Below are 21939 nucleotides of genomic sequence, written 5' to 3'. Positions count from 1 at the left end.
ACCGTTAAACACTAAATGACCACCATATCTTTGAGCTTCTTTATAGTAACTACGTAGTAAATTTAAACTCATAGAGCTGCTTACAAAAATTCTAAGTCTTGTGTTATCATCACCTAAAACTGTAGGTGTATCTTCTGCATCTAATGTTTTGTCATTTTGAGCAGTCGCAGTATTTTTAGATACTTGCTCAAATTCTTGATATTTTTCCTTAAGTCCTGTATTTAACGTGTTTTGTACTTGTACCTGAAGCTTTTTAGCGAATTCCATATCTTCTTTAGATACCTCCAAAACACTCCCTAAACTGGGCACGCAATAAACTGATAAAATCATTAAAATTAGAGTGCGCAACAATTCTTTTTCCTCCAAATTAAATAACCAAAATCTTGCCCTTTATACGGATACTCACGAAAGCTACTATAGGCAGTATCAGTAAGACCTACTGGCCAGCAACCAATATCTATGCCACCGGTTGTAGCTCTTGGATTGACCATCTGTAGCTTGTACTGGCTCTTTTTAATCTTCAGATTTTTAGACTTGCGGCATAACGGTCCATTTACCTTAGAACTACTTGTTGAAGTTACATCTGCAAAACCAAGTCTATGCTGCTTTGCAAGAACTCTTAAAGTCAGTAAACTACTAGATTGCACGCCGCCCTCATGATCCGCATTTGCTCCGCTAAAAGGATATAGATTGCCAAGACAACCGCCGCACCAAAACATGCTATCTATTGGTAATTTAAGGGTTGCAGCAGAGCAGTCCATACTGCATGCTGCTTGTGCTATGGGATTACCAAATAATATGCTTTCAGGGTTTAATAAACTCTGTAGCTTTGGATCGTTCCAAGTAACATCAAACGCCGACATATAAGCAACATCAAAACTACCTTTTTCTAAGCACATAAAATCGGTAATTAACTCTAACCAGTAAATGAGCGGATAAGCGTAGTAATGCACGTGATAAAAGCTATCATGTCTATAACTGCTATCCGCATAACTCCTATTAAAACTACTTATTTTTTTATTATCACTGCCAAGAGATACACCGCCTAAATTAGTCATACAATATGGCGTCCTTGTCACATCTACTAAACGCACAGGCTCCCAAAATCCTATAGATATCCCTGGCGTTGGAATATTTGCTTTAGTGCACATACAAATAGGACTACTTGGATTCTTAGTATCTCTCTTTTTAGGTGCTATTCCCTTGCCGATATTTATGCTGCCGATGGAAATAGGTAATATGCAAGACCAACATATATCCGTTACGGGATTGACAAATCGTCCCTGACATGTAATATTTGCAGATACTGAAAAAGGCATGCAAATTGCCATTATCAGTATGATGATCTTTTGTGTTATCATCCGATTCTCTGCGTCGCCGGCAAGCATTTTGCAGAGAATCGGACTTCTCATATTATACTTCATTGCTATTTAAACTGTTGCTCCTTTATTTGTATTTGTTGGTTGCTTATTATGGTTACTAAATATTTTAGTGTTTGTTTAAAATACTTCTTATTTATCATATTCTGCTCAATGACTACCAATTGCTATGCTCATTTTGATCTTAGTGGTACAGTCACTTTTATAGTAACTATACATTGGCTAGAGCGCATAGTTATTTGGAGCATTATGTGTTTCGTAGCCGAAGCTATCCGCAGCTCTATTACTCACCAGTACTATAATATTATTTTTCCTACTTCATGTGCTATAGTTGTCAGCATTATCTTTTTGCTCTATATCTTTATAATTATTTGAAAATTGCAGATTAATATATTTTGTTAATCTCAAAATGAGATCAAAACGAGTAGAATATATCCTGCACACGCCACCTACTTCTTTGACTAAAAAATCCCCATTAGGCAGTATAAAATTCCTACTTTTATATAAATAATATTCTCCGATTCTTGCATTTAGCTTAAAACCTAATGCATATAAATTACTGGTGAGTTCATCTAGGCTATCTCCAAATATCACAGGATTATTTTGCCCCACATTTGCCACTTCCGACTTTGTCTTCCTGAAATGCCCTAAGACCTTTTTCCCGCCATAATCAAATAGACTTGCAACTATAATATAGAATCCAAAACCTAGCATGATAATAATAAATAGAGTTATTACATCATTTAAATTAGGTATCATGAGCGTTGATAAACTCATAATTAGTGAACATGTCATCATCTTATCTAATGCCCATACTCGCCAAAAATATTTTTTCACGCTACTGCTAGCCTTTTGTGAATGGTTAACCACTTTATTTATATAGTCTTTGCTTCTCATTATTTTACTACTTTATATTTTTATTCTTGATTCTTATCTTCTTTAAAGTTTAAATCTTTAGATAATTCTGCTTCTAATGCTTCTATAGTAGGAAGATCTGTTTTTATTTCCTCCGGTAAGCTTTCTGTTAATCTATATTCAGCTAAACCAATAGGTTTGCTCATATCTCGTAATGTATATTCGGCTAATACATTATTTTTAGATTTACATAAAATTAATCCTATAGTTGGATTGTCCGTTGGGTGTTTTAAAATATCATCTACTGCTGATAAATAAAAATTCATTTTTCCCGCATATTCCGGTTTAAAGTCCTTATTCTTTAGCTCAATCACTACAAAACAACGCAATTTTAAATGGTAAAATAATAAATCAATATAAAAATCCTGTTCTCCTACTTCTAAGTGATACTGTCGTCCTACAAATGCAAACCCTGCACCCAATTCTAATAAAAACTTTTCTACATGTTTTACTAATTCTTTTTCTACTTCTCGCTCATGTGCTTCATTACCTATACTCAAAAAATCAAAAATATATGGGTCTTTAAGTGTATGATAAGCTAAATCTGATTGTAGAGATGGTAATGTATCTTGAAAATTTGTTATTGCCTTACCTTGACGCTTATGTAACGCAAGCTCGATTTGCATAACCATAATATTGCGTGACCAACCATACTCTATTGCCTGGTGTATATAAAATAATCTAGTGCGTTTATCCGATATTTTGTCTAATAAAGTTACATTATGATACCATGTTAATTGTGCAAGCACCTCTTGCACAAATTGAAAATCTTGATATTCTTCAGCAAAGCGTCGCATGTATTTTAAATTTCTACTACTAAAACCTTTTATTTCAGGAAAAGCTGAGTGTAAATCCTGGCTCAAATTATCTATTACTTTAGAACCCCAGCCATATCTCTTTTGACGATCTAAAATCTCAGTACCAATATAATGGTAAAGTGTTGTTAGCTCCGTGTTAACTGCTCTAGCCGCTCTCAATCTGCTTGTAGCAACTCGATTCTTTAATTTCTCTAAAAACTCTGCGTATCCTTGAATATTAATGCTAGTACCATCATTCCCACTATATTGCTTTATTACCATGATTACCTTTTACTATTTTTTTTAATTCTTCTTGACTCTTGCCGATTATTACTTTTAACATTATTTATGTTAGTAGGTTTTTCTCTCTTCTTCTTGTCACCTACTAACGTTATTCTTTATGACTCTTGCTGCTAGCGACGTTCTTTTTCCTATTCGTCGCCAGCAGTTATTTTGCGTCTAATCTAAATCTTGATTTCAGATATCTTAAGGCTCTTACCGTCTTGTACCACCATTGCCGGTACTTGCTCTATACCAAACTTATTTGTTAACTCACCTGCTTGATCAAAATATAATGTTCTGCCTATATCTTCTTGTAACTCCAGTATTTTACCGCCTACAAGAATTATCCTAATCTCTAGGTTATTATTTTCTTCTTGGCGTTCTTGTGTAACTATCATCTGTGTATTATTTTGTTCTGCACCATCTAATCGTGCTTTAAGCCACTCCACTTGTTTCTTACTTCTTCCATCGATGAATATTAACTCACGATCAAATACCATATGATCTAGCGGATTCACTGTTGTGCCTGCCTTATGTAATATCTTGCCGTCAGGTAGTTTAATATCCTTTGTTAATGTAGAACTTGGATCATACCAAAACTCCCTTGGCTCACCTGTAGCTCTTAATCCTACAACAGGTGCTGGTTCTAATACCTGACGTCTTGCTGCTTGTAGCATCTCTTCTTGATGTTGTTGCAAATCAAGCCCCGATAAACGATTCTTGATCATACTGACAAACCCTTCCTCTACTACCTCGTATGTTGCACCATGCTTTCCTAAATCCATAGCATGTGCCTCAACAATTAATATAACTTTGCAAATTATTAGTATTTTAAATATTAATTTCATTACTATATACTACTACTCTGTGCCATTTAATTGATGTATTACTTTTTCATATACTTCTTTACTAATAGATTTAGTGTTTCCCCCTTCTACATAATTATCTCCTACAAATATCACGTGGTGATAATTATCCTCATAATTACTAGCTTCTCTCCGAATTAAACTGATTGCCTTATTAATCGCTCCAAAAAACATCCTGCCAGCAGGGTCTTGGCTCTGCTCAACTCTTGCTTTTTCTAAATCCATTATCTCACTGCGTGATACATATAATATTTGCATTTTATCTTGGTAATTAGAGAGCATTTGAGAGCCAAGATGTCCACAACAACACCCTATTAAGAATATTAATAATACTATAGATATCATGGTTACATTCACTTGATGCTTATTAACTGCAACATTATTTAACGCTTCCACCTGAAGTGATGCCTGAGACTCATTATTTGATCTCTGATTCTGACTCATGTTATGATTATCTCCTCTCTACCGCTTTTTGACTCTATACTTTTATGCTCCACCTTAAATACCGGTAGTTTCTTGCCTTTTCTTTTGATAAGCCTTCTTATTGCCGTATCCTTATCTATCCCATTATTCTTGCATTGATGCAAAAAGCCATAATCCTCACTCTCCGTCGAATACAGGCACTCACTATACGGATCTACCACTAACCGCCCTATAACACGTAAGTTACTTCCCATAATCATAATCTCAGAATATTTATTCTCCGGATCTTTTGTAATAGTCTCTATTAATGATGCACAGTTCTTGAACTTCTCAGAATGCCTCATCTGACCAATCCCAGCTGGCTCTTGACGCAGCACCGCTGTCCAGCTACTATTATTTAAAATTGCTTGATGTTTAGGTCCGTTATCTAAATCTTTGTACTCTTGTACGCAGGTGATTAAACTCCCACCGTATTTTCTAACAGTTCGTGCAAATGCTTCTAAAAAACCTACACTATGGTCAATAATCCTCCATGCCTCATCAACAATTAATACAAATCTCTTGCTTCTATCCCCACATAAAAATTGCATTGTGATTTGCATTAATATTATCCCTAAAATGACTGATAAAAACACCTCATCACCTTTTACTTCTTCAAATTCAAACACAGTTAAAGGTGAATTGAATTTAGCATTCTTGCCTTGCCTGAAATACCTACCATGCACCCCATTTGATGTATATGGATATAGAGATATTGCAAGATCTCTTCCCATACCATTTTCCATCTCTTCTAAAACACCCGCATATTTATCTAAGTTTAATGTGTCTCCGTATTGCTTTATTCCTTCATTCAATCCCTTTTCAATGATAGCTTCTTTTGTGTTATCCCCGCTCACACCGCACATTGTAGCTATAGTAGTTTTTGCGTAAATAATTGCATCTTTGGTTACAAAATGCTCTCCAATCTTTAAAACCTCAATAGTCTCATTCTCGGCGACCTCTTTTGTATTATTATTTTCAGAAAATAATATTTCTAATCCTTCAGAAGTAAGACCTGTACGCTGCATTATTTCATCTTTACTTTTACCTTCGCGCTTTAGCTTCTGAGCTTCTAAATAAACAGCTCCGCTACCTATAATTCCATGAAACGGATTAAGTGATAGATCATTTAATGCATTAAATCTTAAGAACTCACTATTATCCATGGCTTCAGCAATATTTTGATAAGACGAGCCTATATCTAGCACAAATACTTGTACATTTTGAGACACTAAACTAGTAGCGAGCTCCTGCAAGAAAAACGACTTACCGCTACCTGATGGTGCCATCACGCATACATTATAGTTGCCAGCTCCCCCTACCCTATAAAATGGATTCCAATTAAACATCTCACCTTTGCGACCAAGTAGTAATACGCCGCTTCTATTAATACCCTTCCATTCCCCATGAATAGGTAATTTAGCAACTACCTCACTTGCAGGTACGTTTTTTACTAATTGAAAGAATTTGAAAGATTTCCAAAAAGCTGCTTGCTGCATTGGAAGTATTGATAATAGGCTCACAAGATGTAACTTGTCATTTCGTGCTAATTGAAAATCTAAACTGTTATAGTGGCTAAGTAGCTTTTCCTCCGCAATCTCCACAGCATTTTTTGTAGTTGTGATAAATATTTGCAAATTCTCAGTTAAAAATCTCTCACCATTTTTATTGCGATCAATTAAGACTTTCCACCACTTCGCTTCATTCTGCAAACTAATATCATGTCTTGTGTACCATTTCTCTGATGCGTGAATGCTACGCAAGCCTTCTGCAATTATTTTGCCCTCATCTGCCTTATTAATGTTATTAGCTATGGTGTAACTTATTATTAATCTTGCAGGAAAACCCCCTTCAAGATCAGGTCCAAGAAGTGACACCATATCGTTAATCCCAAAACTCTCAGGTAATTTCTTGAGGTAATATCCTCTAGTAACTAAATCAGTTTTTAAATGCTTGATCTCTTCTTCAGTAATATTTGCCTCATGCAGCCCCTCAAATATCTGATCCGAGATACGCTCAAGTAAATTATGCTTATTAGAATTAATTTTTGTATGACTGCTATTTTCTGCCTTGCTACTTTTTTTGCCTACTTCTCCTTGCAGTAATAAAGGAGTAAGCTGCATATTAACCAGGTCATTAACAAGATATTTTAAATCAGCAACATCGCAACTACGAGTATTTAGCTTAATTGATGCAAATTTCTTAAGTAACTTTTCTTTAAACTTAACAAGTAACTCTAATTTAGAGTTATTTCCATCCACGCCTTTCATAGTGCAGCTGACATAAGTTTTCCAATCTCTTCCTATGCGTCCATCACTATTACCGATATCTCTAGCTCTCTCTCTTAAAAAAGCCTCACGATATTTTGTAATTCTATCTAACATAGGATCATTATGAGCTGTTCTTTCGCTTCTCCATAAACTTAACTTATCTTCAATATTATTACTGCCTACTACTAAAAACTGCATGTAAATCCCTTCAGGAATCTCATTATTGAAGAAAAGATTTAGGTTCTTCTCTAGTAGCTCGTTACTACCTACTCTCATCGAGATTTCTGTCAGAAAACCAGCAATACCATCATCATTAAAAAATATACCAATACCAGGTACATAGCTTTTATAGGGCAGGTAATCTTTTAGTGGTACTGCTCCTAAAAAATTATTCTCAAGGTGCTCGTTTAAACGTTTTGTTGAAGTTTCCTTCATCTCACTTGACGTAAACCCGCAATAATCTTCTACTTTCTCTATTAATCTTCCAAGTACCATCTTATCTTAAATCCTCTAACTTCAATTCCGGCTTCATATCATCTTGATTCTGCGTATAGCATTTACCGCCCTTGCATCTCTTCTTTTGATTTGCGACGCTTTCAATCCTGCCGCTATCTATTTGTGCGTTCACTATGCTTACTGGTGCACAATTCAGTCCTCTTGCGTCAGGACAACCAAAATGACTACTATATGTAGAGCAGCCGCTCATACTTACAGCAATCAATAACATTGACCACGGCCTTTTGTTCTGCACTAGTTTCTTAATATTCATCATACTCCTCCGCCTGTACTTGCTTATTAATCTTGCGGGCTTTGGCAATTTTTTGTTGCATGCCAACTTCGCCTAAGAAAAAGCCTTTAGTAAATATCACATCCACCTTAACTCCGCCAGGAACGGTAAGTACCGGTGACATCTGCTCAGCAAGTCTTAAATAATAATCAGCTATCTTCTCACCTGCGTTACTGCCGCCGCTTAAAAGCCCTTGACCTGCTAAATCCTTAAATCCTTGGCGTTTTGTATTTACCGCTCCAAGTGATGTTAGAGTTAAACCTTCTACTCCTTTACTGCTTGAGGCAAGACCACTTAGCATACTACCAATAAATGCATTTTTAATATGTCTGTTACTTGTGGCAATGACTTTGCCCTTAATACCATTCATACCATCATCACCATGCACTACACCTATAACGTCACTAGTGGTCACTAACTCCGTTTTAGGATCAATACAGATTAATTTCTCAGCCCTAATAATAACTCTCTCACTAGAGAGATCCCCGTAGCTGCTGCCTTGAATTCTGCATTTACTAATATCTACATTAATGTTCTTTGGTAAATTGCCTCTGTTACTGAGCCTTATTACCACCGGTGTTGCATTCTCGCTTGCCGTATTAATCCCAGTAGAAGTTACAATCCCACCTAAAGTATAACCACTGACAAAACTAGTCTCAGGTATGTAATCACGTATGTCTTTTGGCTTGTCCCACTGCACGTTACTACCAAGCTTAATTGAGCTGACCTCCCCGCCTCTTATTACTGCTTCTTGTTCATATTTATTACTCTCAGCAATATCACTGACTCTTTTTAGCTCCAGTGCCGCACTTTTTAATTCATCCTGAGCAAATTTTAGCTGCTCAGCCATTTTTTGCAGTTCTTGCTCTCGATGCTTACGCTCCTCTTCTTCCTTAGCACGCATATCACGCATTAAATTTTCTACTTTCTCTTGCAACTCATGCTGGCTACTTCTTAGTTTATCCTCAAAGTGGTTTTGCCATATTCTGTTGCCGTCCATCGCCTCGTACGAGGTGCCAATATTACGCCCTTCACCCTCTGTTTTTTCCTCATGCTTAATCTGATTAGTGCTGCCGATTTGTAACTTCATCACAGCACCAAGCACACCTAAAATTAGCAGACATACATATAACCATCTTCTCTCTTGTGCTCTGCGGTATGTGCTAACACTTGTGTTTTCTATGGACTCACTGTCAGATGATGTTAAATTTGTTCTTTTATTTCTGATATTTTTAAATATTTCTTTTAAATTAATCACTCTCCACCTCCTTCAAGGCTACAAACGCAACACAATTACGCCCAGGACGTAATATGCTACAGCTCTTCCCAATCATTGCATGCTCACCTTCAAATATCTGCTTTAATAGACAATCAGTAAGTGATATATCTTTACCTTTTTTAAAAACACCTGAGGAAATATTAGTAATAGTTAATTTTGCCCCTACATAAGGACCATATCTATATGACATATCTTGTCTTATTTTTAGTCCCTGAGGCTCTAACGCGTGGATCTCTCTCTTACTTGTATCTACAATATATTTATCAGGTTTATTTGAATGCATATATCGCATTAATCTTGCTATTTCCTGATTATCTGTATCTTTTGATGAATAACAGTTTTTCTTCTCTTCTATGAAAATTACCTGTCCTTTACTGCCTGCTACTCTTAAACTAAGATCAATTGTGCGACCTCCTGCCTCAATTACTGACATCTCTATATCTTCACCAATTGCTGCAAGAGGCGTGATAAATAAATTCTTACCTACAGCATCTTGCAATATCTTGTATTTTGTGCTATCGCCTATTACTTCAATAATAGATTTGCCTGCAAACCATACTCTATTCAAATGCTCTTTGCTGATTACCGCTTTAATTCTACTGCCTTGCTTATCGCAATATGTTTGATCTGCTAATGCAGCACCTGTTGTTAAAATGATAAAGGTAATGCTAAGTATTAACGATCTAACTCTACTGATCATGATGTATACCTCTCTTATTCACTGCTTTTTCTATCTTCTGCATATTTTCCTCTTCCTCTTTTAGTAGTGCCTCTTTTTTCTTCAGCTCTTCCTCGCTTGCAATATGATGAAACTCCTTTAATCTAAGAGTGCTTCCGGCTAAATCATAACTTAAAAAATACGACGTCTCTTTTACGTCAATTCCGTGATCCCCAAACTTCGTAGTTAGCACTCCTTTAGCAATCACGCTATTATCTGATGTATTAACTTCTAAAGATTTAACGGCAAAATATGTAGATAATCCAAACTGCTTATATTGCTCCTTAACATGCGAAAAATATTGTCTGATCTCTTTCATATATTTAGTGCTGCTATGGCTTATATATTTGCTTATTAACGCTTCCTTATAACCTACTACATCTTTGTTTAAATCAAGCAGCATCGACAAATACATTAAACTCACCTCTTCTATATACCCTTCTGATACCTTCCCTTGTCCAAGCCATACTTCTTGAGCAAGTCCTGGTACTAATATCGTTTTATCACGAGTAGTAATTAACTTTAATGTTAAGCCGCAGCAGATAAAACTAAGCATTAAGGTTAAAATTAAAAATAAACCTCTTTGTTTAGTTAGCATCTTTGCTTGATCACTTAATATTTTTTCCTGCATGGTTTTTATTTGTTTTTTATTATGCTTATTAATTTTACTGCTAATATTCTTCTTTATTTACTCTTAGCTTTTAGCTCTTAAGTTTTTTAAAATATTCTCCGCTGGTATGATGAAGGTATATGCTTGCCAAGAAAAACTCTTGAACCAAGCCAACGCCAATATAAATTCTTTTGAATATTGCCAAGCCTGTACTCCTTCATCAGAAAACTACCCATAACTGCACCAACAACGCTTGCAGCTACGCCAAAAAGTAAGTTCTTTAAAGCCCAAACAGTAATACCTGTCGTACCACTACCAAGAATTACTCCAATCGATATATTGAAAAATCGTGTCTCTTTGTTTAAACATTCATTGAATCTTACTTTTGTCATAGCTTACTTGCTCCTAGTACTGTCATATTTCTACCTAGATTTTTCAAATGCCGGTCATAGCTTTGATAACTTCAATCACTCCATATCCTCCTAAAAAGCCGATCCCTGCTACTTTTGATCTCTCTCTTAAATCACCTTGCGTGCCAAGAGCCAAGCCTCCCCCAGCTGCTACACCAATAATCAATGAAACATAATCTTTAAATAACTTCACTACGGGCGATATTATCGCATCCCCGACTTGCTTACTTAAATCCCATGCTGCGTTCGCATCTACGGCTATCAATAATGTAGTGCCAATTATTGCGGCATATTTTAATTTATCAGATTGGTTTCTTAAAATATTAATTACTTCTTTAGTCCTCATATTAGCTTTGCTCCTTTTTGATTAATTGATTACTGATGATTGGTTAAATTAATTACACAAAATATGTAACAAGTTGGATATAGTTGTCTATTAGCGTACTACCGGTTGAATATAGCGACGCTAAATAACCACTATTTGTTTCTTTTGTGACTTTTTTTATATTTTTTTCTATGTTTTTGGAATTTTTGTCTTGAAAAGACTTGATATTTTTGAAAATGCGTATTAGCATAAGAATACCTTTATGGTTGGTTAGTTAAAAAAACCGCTCGCGGTTATTTAATTAATTTCATATGTTTTCATTCTCAGTAGGTATATCGGTCGCCAAACTAATAATACTTACTGAGAAGTAACAAATCCTTTCTCAAATCATGCAAGAAATTCCACACAATTTTTTAGTGCTAATTAAAGCTTAACCATCTTTCATCTTGCTTGTCAAGAAGAATTATGAAATTTTATTTGTTTTTTTAATAGCATGTCTCTAGGCAAAAATATACAAGAATTTTTGACACAGCAAATCTCAGACATGAAAATTAAGAAAAAAGACTTTTTCATGAAGTGTGGTCTTACTTCACCCGTTTTTAACAAAATGATCAAGGGGAAACTTTCTAATCCTAAACTGTCTACCCTCACTAAAGTTGCAGATTTTTGCAACGTCTCTATTGATGAAATATTAGGTCGTGACTCAAAATATTACAGCACCAAGCCCAAGGCTTTTGTCACTACAACTCATAATTCAATAACTAAAAACCTAACATCTCTAATCAATCACCACATGCAACAATTGAAGCTTAGCCCTATTCAACTTTCTTCAAGAATCGGCGTTAGTGATCGCACATTACTAATGTTCCTAGATCCTAACATCAGTGCTACGCCCGGTGCTGCGACTACCCTTGCCCTTGCAAACTTCCTTGATGCCTCAATAGATGATATGATCGGTAGAAGACCTCCAACACGCACGCAAGAACAAAAGCCAGATATTCCAAAACAACTATCCTCACTTTCTAAGCAAGACCTTGAGAAGCTTTCTGATATTAAACATTCTGTTAAATCTTCCGCTCCTCAAAATCAAAACCTTAAGAATACCACCTCTACCAAATCTTTAAATAATCAAAAAGATGGCGGGAGAAGTCGTTGAATCAATACTCTATTACATTATTTCACAGCTTCCTTTAGTGTGACCTATTTTTTCAACTTTATGATCATCATGGTGGTGATAATTACTAGTTTGATCACTTGGTGTTGTAACAAACATTTTATCTAATTTTTGTGAATCGGCTTTAACTTGTGCTACGAATTTCTTGGTTTCTTTGCTATCATAATTTTTATTAAATTCTTCAAATAATTCTGCTGCACTTTTTTCTTTTGACATATTATTTTCCTCATTTTAATTAGTATTTTAAATTCTACTATTTTATTTATCTTTCCCGACCTTTCTTCTTAGTCTTGTTATCTTTTTTTTGCTCTTCTTTATTAGCTAAATTATTTCTCATATTTTTTGCTATATTTACCGCTCCTACTTTACTTCTTATCTCTTTACGCTCACCTTTATTTTTTTCATCTATTTTTTTATTATCCACTATTGCTTCATGTTGTTCTTTTAATAAAGCATGTTTTTTAGTAAGCAATGTATGTTTATCAGGCTCTAAATTAATTTTTGTTTTTTCTATAATTTTACCTAATCTGTCTATTTTTGCTCTATCCTCTTTATGGGTTGATACGATTTCTTCCATATCGTCTTTAATCTCTTTTTGTTTTGCTAAAATTGTATCTACTAAAGTAGTATTGCTTGCTAATTTTTCATTGCTTACTGTTAGTTTGTCTTTTAATTCTTCAATTTTACCCGAAGATAAATTTTGCTCTTTAAGTTGTTGCTCTAAATCTTTAACTTCTTTGTGCAGTTTTGCTTTTTCTTCTAATGCTTGTGTTGCGATCTCAGCTATTTTTGTTTCTTTTTCTTTAAGTCCCGCAAATTTTTGCCTACGTTCTACTATTTCTTCATGGGTTAAAATATTCTCATTTATTCCTTCCTCATGATGATACTCTTCTCCTTTTGCATTAACTTTAATCATCTCCTTAAGTGGGATATATTTTGTTTTATATTCTTCTGCATTTTCCTTAAATTCACTATAAAGAGTTTGCACTTCCTGAATTTGCTGAGCTACTGCTATTTGATATTTTATTACTTCCTCTTCACGTTGCCTCTGCTTTTCTAATTCTGCTAATTCTTCTAACGCTTTCTGCATCTGTTCAGAATTAAGCTGATTTTCTGCTATTAACTCTTTGCGTAACACCACTTCCTGTACTTTCTTTATTATAGCCTGAATACGCGGATCATCAGATTGAATATTTCGAGCAGAATTTCTAATATCCTGTAATGTAGCAACACTGCTAGCAGAATGCATACGGGCAATAATTGATCCTATGTCGTTAAGAGCCTGTAGATCATGCGTATCTTTTTGTTTCTCTTTGTCATTATTTACATTTTTATCATCTTGTCCATCTTTACTCATAAAACCTCCTTTATATTTTAATTTTTTGTTGCTAAAATGCTTTACTACTTCTTTATTACTTAACTTTTTTATACAAAAACGTTAATTGTATAGGATAACTCTGTCAATTCTTTTTATCCTTTTTTCTTTTTTAAGAATATGCTTCCGCATAATCAGGGTCTAGATCTATTGCCTTGTCGTATGCTACAATCGCCTCTTCATATCTTTCGAGAATATTAAGAGCATTGCCTTTATTGTAATAGGCTACTGCATCATCAGGCTTTAACTCTATCGCCTTGTCGAAAGCTTGGATTGCTTCCTCGTATCTTTTCAGATTATCAAGGGCATTGCCACTCTGAAAATGAATATAGGAATCTGTATTAGGAATTTTTAACTCTTCTGTTTTAATATACACCTCAAGTGCCTCGGCGTTCTTTTCTTGTTCTTCTAATATGTACCATTTACCTAAATACGCTTCTGTACATTGTGAGTTTAACTCTATAGCTTTGTCATATGCTTCTAGTGCCTCTTCATACTTAAGCAATTTGTCTAGAATCTCGGCTTTTCTAAGATATTCTTCAATATCATCTAATCCTTGATGCTCTTTCCTATGTTTAAAATCTAAAAAAGATATGACATTAGACCGATTGATGTTTTGATTATCGGGCGTGTTATTAATTTGTGTTTTTAACATACTCCTACCTCCGTTAATGCTTGGCGGTTGTGTTAGATACTTTGGTATCAAATACTATGCCTAGTATCTCACTAGTATTTGATACTGGATGTATTACTAGTGCTTTTTTGATTTCTTCAGGTATCTCAGCTAAATCACGCTCGTTATCCTTAGGAATGATGACTTCCTTAATACCTTCTCTTACTGCAGCTGTTAGCTTTTCTTTAAGCCCTCCTATCTCAAGCACCCTACCCTTTAATGTAATCTCACCAGTCATTGCTATATCTTGTCTGATCTTCTTGTTACTAAGTAGCGAATAAAGAGCTGTGTATATCGTAATTCCTGCAGATGGTCCGTCCTTAGGCGTTGCTCCTGCTGGCAAATGTATATGTATGTCATGAGTCTTTAAGATGTCATCGCTGATTTCCTTGGTTTTAGAATCTATGCTTGATTTTAAACAGGTCATTGCAGCATCTATTGACTCTTTTAATACTTCGCCTAGTTTGCCTGTTGCTTTAATCTTGCCGTCACCTTTGTATTTTGAAGCTTCTATTTTTATTAAATCGCCTCCTCTTGCTGTATGAGCAAGACCATTGATCATACCAATAGTCACTTCATCATCTTGTAGTTTTTGTTTGTGATATTTAGAGTGTTTGAAATATTCATCTATAGTTTCTTTAGTTAAGGTGATTGGGGCGTGTCTTGCTTCTGCTAAGAGAGATTTTTGTAGTAACTCTCTTATTTTTCGCTCAATGTCCCTAACGCCTGATTCTCTAGTATAGTTCTCGATTATGTACCTGATTAGTTCGTCCGAGAGTGTGAATTTGTTGCTTGGCACATTTGCCTCTTGCATTAGCTTTGGTATGATGTAGTCTTGCGTGATCTTTACTTTTTCATTATCTGTATAACCACTAATATCAATTACTTCCATACGGTGTAATAGTGGATATGAGATATTATCGATTGAGTTTGCTGTGGCGATGAAAAATACTTTTGACATGTCATAACCAAAATCAAAGTAATCATCAGTAAAGCTATCATTTTGTGATGGGTCTATTAACTGTAGTAATGCTCCTTCAAGTGCTGAGCCTCTTTCTTTACTGATTTTGTCTATTTCATCTAAGATCATCACGGGATTACTACTTCCTGCTTCAGAAAGGAGCGAGAGTACTTTACTTGGTTTCGCACCAACATAAAAATCCATACACCCTCTCACCAAACTCTCATCGATTGCACCGGTAAGTGATAATGTAACACTTTTACGGTTTAGTGCTTTTGATATTACTTGAGCGATTGATGTTTTGCCGACTCCAGGAGCACCAACTAAACATAATATTGGAGGTTTGGCATTCTGAGAGTTTGCCATGAATGCTAAAGCTTCTATAATCTTCTGTTTAACGCTCTCAAGACCATAGTGATTTTCGTTTAGCACTTTCTCAGCTTCGATAATATCAATAGATGTTTCGTCATACTTGCCCCATGGAAGCCTAAACAGATAGTTAAGATATTTCTCTACCTGACTTTTTTCACTACTACCATTTTGCAAAATTTTTAAGCTTTCTATTTTCCGCTGTGCTACTTTGCGTGCCCAAGGTGATAGTGGCGTGTTAATTAATAATGTAGTAAAATCTTTATCTTGAGTTTGACGTGCTATGGCTTCTAATGCTAACTTTTTATTATTCAGTGCATTCTGAAAATTGGGTTCTAGTTTTATGGCTTCATCAAACGCCATAATTGCTTCTTCGTACTTTTTTAGTCCATATAAAGCATATCCTTTTTGATTATATGCAAAAGCATATTTATCACCCAATTCTATTGCCTTATCAAAAGCTTTAATCGCATCTTCATACTGTGCTAAGAAATTATGTGCACATCCTTTGTCAAAATAATATGCCGCATCTTTAGGTTCTAATTCTATCGCCTTATCATATACTTCAATTGCATCCTTGTATCTCTTAAGTTTATGCAACGCTCTGCCTTTACTGTAATATGCCTCCGCATAATCAGGCTCTAATAAAATGGTTTTGTCAAAATCATTAATTGCTTCTCCATATCGACCTAAAAAAAATAAAGCAACCCCCTTCTCTTTATAATTTTTGTAATAATTTGAGCATTTTCCTATTTTCTTCTCATAATATTGCACTACCTCTTCATATCTTTTTAGCTCCACTAAAATACTTTTTCTCATTAACTCATACCATGGACAAGGTTTTAACTTTATTGCGACTTCGTAAGACTCCAATGCTTCCTCATATTTACCAAATTCTTTACATAGTTTTCCTTTTTCTTGATAAATCTCATCATCTGTAGGATGCTGCTCAATTAACTTATTGATTACTGCTAGAGCTTTATCATACATATTTTGCTTCTGAAAAATTTTTACTTGTGATAAATATGCGTATTCATTAGTCGGATTTAATGCTATGACCTTATCAAACTCCTTTAACGCTGCTTCGTGTCTCTTAAGTGCATCAAGGGTATAACCTTTATGACTATAGGCTTCGGCATAATCAGGTTTTACCTCTATTGCCTTATCAAAAGCTTCGAGTGCTTCTTCATATCTCCAAAGTTTAAGTAATGCAGAGCCTTGAATGTTATAAGCTACTGCATAATCAGGTTTTACCTCTATTGCCTTGTTACAGGCTACAATCCCCTCCTCGTATCGTCCAAGGTTATCTAATGCCTTTCCTCTACCAGTGTAAGCCTCCGCATAATCAGGCTTTAGCTCTATTGCTTTATCAAAAGCTTCGAGTGCTTCTTCATATCTCCAAAGTTTAAGTAATGCAGAGCCTTGAACGTTATAAGATACTGCGTCATTTGGCTCTAGCTCTATTGCTTTTTTGTATGCTACCATCCCGTCAGTATATCTTTTAAGTTTATCAAGCGTATTACCATAATAGTAATATACACTGGCACTGCTTCTATCCATTAACACTAACGCTTCAAATACTTTTAAAGCTTCCTCAAACTTATTAGTCTCAAACAATTTTATTCCTTGCTTTAAGTACTCAGTAGTATTTTCAGTACTTGTTTTTATTATGTCCCCTACTTCAGCTATATTCTCTTGATATTCTACATTTTTCATACAACACCTATTTTCTAAATATTAATTTAAGATTAATTCTTTATGTCTTCTTGCTTTGCGGGAACTGTAATACTTGTCCATTTTGCTTCTCTTCTGACTCCTCAAAGAACTCAGGTAATTGAGATTTTAAATCACCAATAATGTCATGCATTGCACTATATTGACCAAGTCCATGTAGAGCTGCTGCCTTTGCGGCTAATACCTCCATACGAGATGGATCATTTGCTAGAGATGTATCATGAGCTAGAAACTCATCACAACATTCTACAGCCTCTGCAAAATATTCTATTTTGTTTAAGCATACTGCTTTATGTCGCAGTAGGCTTTGACGGTGGAACTCTAAGTCGTATGCTAACCCTTCATTGATTGACTGTATTGCTGCACTGTACGCCCCACGCATTTTTAACTGAATAGCACGCATCAAGCAGTAACATATTTCTACCTCTGCTGCTTTAGCTCCTCCTGTTCCACCAAACCGCTGTGCTCTCCTAAAATAACTGTCTGCTTCTTTTGAATCTCCCTCTTTTATTTTCCTGATTGCTTTGGACATTAAAATCCAGCCATCATTCATATCTTTTTGTAGCCCTTCATTCTCTGTAGCAATTATTTTGTCTCTTTGCTCTAATCTAATGAAACATGAGATTTTAATATGTAATGCGTCACTCTTCATATTATTATCTAACCGCATTGCCTCATCACAATATTTAAGAGCTTTTTCATACTCACCTTTGCTATATGCACATTTAGAAAATAATACATTCTGCGTCGCTTTAAACTCCTCCCATAAATCCTTTAATTTCGGCTCCTCTAATATTGCTTCTACTTCATACCACTTTTGTTGTTTTCCTAAGATTTCTATTTTTGCGAGCATTATTACTTCTATTGCGGGAATAATGATATTCGAACACGATAGAGCTTGATCATACATGGTCACTGCCTCATCATATCTTTCTAAATCCTGTAATATCCTACCCTTTTTTTGATACGCCGAATAAGATCTAGGATCTAATGCTATCGCTTTGTTAAAAGCTTTAAGTGCTTCTTCATATCTTCCAAGCTTCGTTAGCACTAAACCCTTGCTGTGATATGCTCTTGCATCTTCTAGCTTAAACTTAATGGCTAGATCATATTCTTTAAGTGATGCCTCATATTGAACTAATTTTAATAGTGCACCACCTTTGCCAAAATGGGCCTCTGCAAAATTAGGCTTAACTCTTAATGCCTTATTAAAACTTTTTAGGGCATCTTCAAACTTCATGTCTCTTACCAATTTGTAGCCCGCTATGACATGATCTAATGCTTTTATGCTAGTTTGGTTAATTTTGATTTTACTTTTTAATCTGTTCATGCCTATACTCGCTCCACAGTACTAGGGTAATACACACCTTCTTGCCTTGGGACTGTTGTAAGGTTGTTCTTTTATTAATTTGTTTTCTAAGTATTAATTTAAGATTAATTCTTTATGTCYTTATTGGCAATGTTAAGGTAGGTAATACCTACCTCTTTGCCTTACGACTGTTTTATTTTTGTTATTTTCTTAAGGGTTTTTTATTCGTTTGGTCTAGAGACTCACCTTCAGCTTTAAAACCCCTTGATGGCTCTTAAATCGCTTTTGCCTTGTATGGTCGTATAGTAGCTCTAACTTAATATTTTTCCGGCTCGCTATTAATCCGACCCCAGCATTAAGACTCGTCCTTTCGTTCTGAGCATTAGTTGATATGGTGCCAGTTCCGATAGTTTGCTTGGACTCGTAGTACGTTAAAGTGAAAGGATGGCTTTTGCCCCTGCTACCTATTCTTCTCTCTACCGAGAAATGAGCAGTAGGTGTTATGGATATTGCCCGTGAAGTACTACCATTTAGTTTAATAGGGGCAAATATTACTCTGCTGCCTATCTCACCATTAAAGGCTTGGTAGCTCTTTTTAGAATGCTCTATAGATAGGTTACTTGCTATTTGCTCTTTATGGCGACTTGCTTTCTCATATTCGTATCTCAATCCAATGTGAGGTATTAGCGTTACTGCTCTCGGTAACTCTATTCTGTAGTGAAGATGAGGCTCAAGACTCAATAACTTTGAGCTTGCTTTTGTGCCTTTGCTATAGCCTGCTGAACCTATTACCGACATGCTGATATCACGACTTACTGGACGTGAGCCATATAGACTAAATATATGAGTATCATATTTAGTGCTGGTACTTGCAGTACTGCTTCGTAAATCACTTGACCCGCCTTGATCTTGATATTTCACACGACTAGTGCACTTGCTAAAACTGCCACCTACCAGCAAATCATTCTCAAGGTTAAGCTCTAGCCCAATAGTGCCTCCAGCTATTTTAGTGCTGTATCCATTTAAGTCTGCTTTAGATTTTTGTTTGTTACTGCCAAGCGTACCACTACTCCATATACTATAGCCGTGGGTTTTTTCAGCTGCATCATCTAGAGCTCCACCTGCTTCTTCATCACCTGCAGCAACAGCCGCAGTTACTATATCTTTAGCAAAAATGCGGTGCTTAATCTGATGACTTGCTATTTTACTCATATTACGTGCTTGGTTATGTGATGCTGCTACCATAGCTGCTTTTTTAAGCATCTCTTCTTTGTCTATAGAGGTCGCTTGTACGCAAGGTTCGCTAGATGCAGCATCAACATCTACTTCAGTAATAGAGTTTTGGATATCGTCGTCTTCTACTGTTTCTTGGGTCAAGATATCACTATCTCCATGATACTCGCTTTCTTCTTGAAGCTCAGATGATATAGATGCCATTGTTACTGGTGCTTGCTTGAGGTTTGATACTTCAGTAAGTTGGTCTAACGCTGCTAGTTCATCTTCTGATGGAGGTGGTGGAAATGGTAAATCTTCTATTGCATCATCCTCAGTAACATCAGACACTATGCCCAACTCCTGTAATTCCTCTGCCGTTGGAGGGGGAGGAAACAGTAAATCTTCATCAGCGTTTTCTATTATTTCAGATATATTTTTCTCTCTATCCACCTCTGTTACTGGGTATGGTGGTAGGGGCAGCCTATCCTGCTCTTTTTCTAATACGTCATAGTCTATTGTTTGAGTGGCATTGATATCATTAGAATTGGATATTATGCCCGTATCCATTAATGCTAATTCTGCTTCCGTTGGTGGGGGAGGCAATATTAAAGCTGTATCATCGTTATCTATGACTTGTTCATTATTTTTTGACTCAAACTCAGAAGTGAATGCATCGCCTATTTTAGTATCAGGATCTTTGTATGCTAAGCCTAATCTTGATTTTGCAATAGTAGCGTATTTCGCTTCTAATAAGGCTTTGTTCTTTGCTATTGCTGATTTATTTCTTTCGATAGTTTGTCTTGCTTCCTCAGATGCTGATAGTTTTGAATATATAGCATCTGCAGGTGGTGCTGATTGCAAAGCTGATGTAGGTGATGATATTTCATTTTCCTCATCTAACCCTTCCACTTCATCATCTTCTTCTATCTCCATTACTGCTCTTCTTCTGCTTAAAGTCTGTTGTAGCTCATCTTTAACCTCAAGTTCCGCTAAAATCACAGTAGAACTTTGTTTTGCTTTATAATGATTGTTTGGAATTAATGGCTCTTTATACTGACACCCTACTATCTTAGGTAAATCTTGTATTGGAACTGATGTTGATGACTTAGTAGTATCAGAGCCATTAAAAGTATTTACTGGTTCTGTGTTTGTTGTATCATTTGATTCCGGTGTTACTCTTTTGGCAACATCTTCTATAGCCTGCTTGCTCCACTTATCGTCCTCTTCATCATCCCACTCATCATCATTCTCACTAAAATTAGATAGACTCGAAGTGTCTTCTTTATCTACTGCAAAAAAATGATTTGGGATCGTTATACTCATGCCACCTATCTCAGTTTTAACACCTTGATTTTGATCTGATGATCTCGGTATGCTAGGCGTGGTTGATATGCTGCAATCTGATTCTAAAGAGTGTTCTGATGAAGTATCTGATATTGTGTCATCTGATAATGTATCGTATGCACTATCGCCATCTAGTACTTGGTCTAATATCTCGATAGCTGCCTTCTCTGTTTCTGTTATTCCCTCTGCAGGTTGTGCTGATGGTAGCGGTAAATCATTATCGCTAGGTGCTGATGCTAAGTATTCTAGTGGTGGGGCAGATGGCAATCCTTCTGCAAGTGCGGTATCGTCCCATGGTTCAGAATATATAGTCTCCTCGTCCCAATCTTTCGTTACAAGATTGTCTTGAGGCATGAAATATATACTGTCTCTGCTGAGAGTGGCAGATCCATCTGCTGCAAAATTAAATGATGTGTTTACATTATTAAAGTTATTGTGTAGTTGCTCATCGGGATCATTGTTATATAAGTCCTGTAGTTCTTCTATAGTAATGGGCTTTTCTTGAGCTTTAGGCGCAGTACTACCGCTATTGAATCCTAATATATTACTAAGATGGCTTAATGGGTTTTTGAACTTAAACCATCTTGAGGTATTGCTATTGTTTCCTTGGGGTGATTGTACTGTAACTTCTTCAGATTCTACGCTAGGATGTGCTTTAGCATCTAATGTTGCTGTGAGCATCATT

The 21939-nt window shown here is 35.8% G+C and carries 19 protein-coding genes and 1 pseudogene; 1 reads left to right on the top strand and 19 read right to left on the bottom strand.

Annotation, left to right across the window (positions count from 1 at the left end; all coding sequences use genetic code 11):
* The 13 genes and pseudogenes from KYQ89_RS07455 to KYQ89_RS07395 all read right to left on the bottom strand — a co-directional run.
* A pseudogene (locus tag KYQ89_RS07455) lies at positions 1-267 on the bottom strand (type-F conjugative transfer system pilin assembly protein TrbC); the annotation flags it as partial.
* Between the two features lie 68 nt (positions 268-335).
* A complete protein-coding gene (traU, locus tag KYQ89_RS07450; RefSeq protein WP_256621660.1) occupies positions 336-1424 on the bottom strand; it encodes a conjugal transfer pilus assembly protein TraU in 1089 nt (362 codons plus the stop codon).
* Positions 1425-1697: 273 nt separating this feature from the next.
* A complete protein-coding gene (locus tag KYQ89_RS07445) occupies positions 1698-2276 on the bottom strand; it encodes a hypothetical protein (protein WP_218461058.1) in 579 nt (192 codons plus the stop codon).
* A gap of 20 nt (positions 2277-2296) precedes the next feature.
* On the bottom strand, positions 2297-3373 hold the full coding sequence (locus KYQ89_RS07440; protein WP_218461057.1) for a YhcG family protein: 1077 nt from the start codon (positions 3371-3373) through the stop codon (positions 2297-2299).
* 182 nt (positions 3374-3555) lie between these two features.
* On the bottom strand, positions 3556-4221 hold the full coding sequence (locus KYQ89_RS07435; protein ID WP_218461056.1) for a conjugal transfer protein TraW: 666 nt from the start codon (positions 4219-4221) through the stop codon (positions 3556-3558).
* Positions 4222-4233: 12 nt separating this feature from the next.
* Positions 4234-4683: a hypothetical protein gene (locus KYQ89_RS07430; RefSeq protein WP_218461055.1), complete on the bottom strand. Its 450-nt coding sequence runs from the start codon at positions 4681-4683 to the stop codon at positions 4234-4236.
* A complete protein-coding gene (locus tag KYQ89_RS07425; RefSeq protein WP_218461054.1) occupies positions 4680-7466 on the bottom strand; it encodes a TraC family protein in 2787 nt (928 codons plus the stop codon). Before KYQ89_RS07425 ends, KYQ89_RS07430 begins: the two co-directional genes overlap by 4 nt.
* Before the next feature lies 1 nt (position 7467).
* A complete protein-coding gene (locus KYQ89_RS07420; protein WP_256621656.1) occupies positions 7468-7743 on the bottom strand; it encodes a hypothetical protein in 276 nt (91 codons plus the stop codon).
* Complete coding sequence (locus KYQ89_RS07415; RefSeq protein WP_218461053.1) at positions 7730-9016, bottom strand: TraB/VirB10 family protein; 1287 nt, start codon at positions 9014-9016, stop codon at positions 7730-7732. The genes KYQ89_RS07420 and KYQ89_RS07415 overlap by 14 nt, the downstream gene beginning before the upstream one ends.
* Positions 9009-9737 carry a type-F conjugative transfer system secretin TraK gene (locus tag KYQ89_RS07410; protein WP_218461052.1) on the bottom strand — a complete coding sequence of 243 codons (729 nt, stop codon included), beginning with the start codon at positions 9735-9737 and terminating at the stop codon, positions 9009-9011. The genes KYQ89_RS07415 and KYQ89_RS07410 overlap by 8 nt, the downstream gene beginning before the upstream one ends.
* Entirely contained in the window at positions 9727-10386 is a 660-nt protein-coding gene (locus tag KYQ89_RS07405) for a TraE/TraK family type IV conjugative transfer system protein (protein ID WP_218461051.1), read from the bottom strand. The genes KYQ89_RS07410 and KYQ89_RS07405 overlap by 11 nt, the downstream gene beginning before the upstream one ends.
* 86 nt (positions 10387-10472) lie before the next feature.
* A complete protein-coding gene (locus tag KYQ89_RS07400; protein WP_218461050.1) occupies positions 10473-10757 on the bottom strand; it encodes a hypothetical protein in 285 nt (94 codons plus the stop codon).
* A 43-nt stretch (positions 10758-10800) separates the two neighbouring features.
* Positions 10801-11121 (bottom strand): hypothetical protein, encoded by a 321-nt coding sequence (locus KYQ89_RS07395; RefSeq protein ID WP_256621654.1) that lies wholly within the window; start codon positions 11119-11121, stop codon positions 10801-10803.
* 502 nt (positions 11122-11623) lie between these two features.
* Here KYQ89_RS07395 and KYQ89_RS07390 point away from each other — a divergent pair.
* Entirely contained in the window at positions 11624-12256 is a 633-nt protein-coding gene (locus tag KYQ89_RS07390) for a helix-turn-helix domain-containing protein (RefSeq protein WP_256621652.1), read from the top strand.
* Positions 12257-12268: 12 nt separating this feature from the next.
* On the opposite strand, the gene KYQ89_RS07385 is transcribed toward KYQ89_RS07390, so the two are convergent.
* From KYQ89_RS07385 to KYQ89_RS08090, 6 genes are all read right to left on the bottom strand, one after another.
* On the bottom strand, positions 12269-12490 hold the full coding sequence (locus tag KYQ89_RS07385) for a hypothetical protein (RefSeq protein WP_218461048.1): 222 nt from the start codon (positions 12488-12490) through the stop codon (positions 12269-12271).
* Between the two features lie 46 nt (positions 12491-12536).
* Positions 12537-13631, bottom strand: a complete 1095-nt coding sequence (locus KYQ89_RS07380) for a hypothetical protein (RefSeq protein WP_218461047.1) — start codon at positions 13629-13631, stop codon at positions 12537-12539.
* A gap of 130 nt (positions 13632-13761) precedes the next feature.
* Positions 13762-14304 carry a tetratricopeptide repeat protein gene (locus KYQ89_RS07375; protein ID WP_218461046.1) on the bottom strand — a complete coding sequence of 181 codons (543 nt, stop codon included), beginning with the start codon at positions 14302-14304 and terminating at the stop codon, positions 13762-13764.
* Between the two features lie 13 nt (positions 14305-14317).
* A complete protein-coding gene (locus tag KYQ89_RS07370) occupies positions 14318-17368 on the bottom strand; it encodes a S16 family serine protease (protein WP_218461045.1) in 3051 nt (1016 codons plus the stop codon).
* Between the two features lie 40 nt (positions 17369-17408).
* Positions 17409-18716: a tetratricopeptide repeat protein gene (locus KYQ89_RS07365; RefSeq protein ID WP_218461044.1), complete on the bottom strand. Its 1308-nt coding sequence runs from the start codon at positions 18714-18716 to the stop codon at positions 17409-17411.
* Positions 18717-18929: 213 nt separating this feature from the next.
* The coding region (locus KYQ89_RS08090) for an autotransporter outer membrane beta-barrel domain-containing protein (RefSeq protein ID WP_256621486.1) at positions 18930-21939 on the bottom strand (3010 nt) is incomplete at its 5' end.

This window comes from Rickettsia sp. TH2014 (assembly GCF_019249195.1).
GTDB classification, from domain to species: domain Bacteria; phylum Pseudomonadota; class Alphaproteobacteria; order Rickettsiales; family Rickettsiaceae; genus Rickettsia; species Rickettsia felis.
Note: the sequence above shows the minus strand (reverse complement) of the source record. Positions and strands in the feature narration are given on the sequence as shown.